The organism is Methylobacterium sp. CCH7-A2 (assembly GCF_001557075.1).
GTDB classification, from domain to species: Bacteria; Pseudomonadota; Alphaproteobacteria; order Rhizobiales; family Beijerinckiaceae; genus Allobosea; species Allobosea massiliensis.
This window is the reverse complement of sequence record NZ_LSKN01000072.1, coordinates 1-257: the sequence shown is the minus strand read 5'-3', so window position 1 is coordinate 257 and position 257 is coordinate 1. Positions and strand designations below refer to the sequence as shown.

The following is a 257-nucleotide window of genomic DNA, read 5'->3' as shown; positions in this document are numbered from 1 at the left end:
TCATCGGCGCCGGAATGGCTGGGCTTGCCGCCGCACGCCGGCTGAGCGACGCCGGCAGATTGGTGACCGTATTCGACAAGAGCCGCGGCCTCGGCGGGCGCATGGCGACGCGTCGAGCCGGCGGCTTCCGGTTCGATCATGGGGCACAATACTTTACCGCGCGCGGTCCGCGATTTGTTGCCCTCGTCGAGAGCCTGATGGTGGGCGGGCTGGTCGCCCGTTGGGGCGAGGATCATGTCGGCGTGCCCGGCATGAGC

Annotated in this window: 1 protein-coding gene; it reads left to right on the top strand. The window is 69.3% G+C overall.

What is annotated here, in order from left to right:
* Positions 1–14: 14 nt before the first annotated feature.
* Positions 15–257 (top strand): NAD(P)-binding protein (locus AX750_RS25385; protein ID WP_197432795.1); only part of this gene is annotated, 243 nt, incomplete at its 3' end.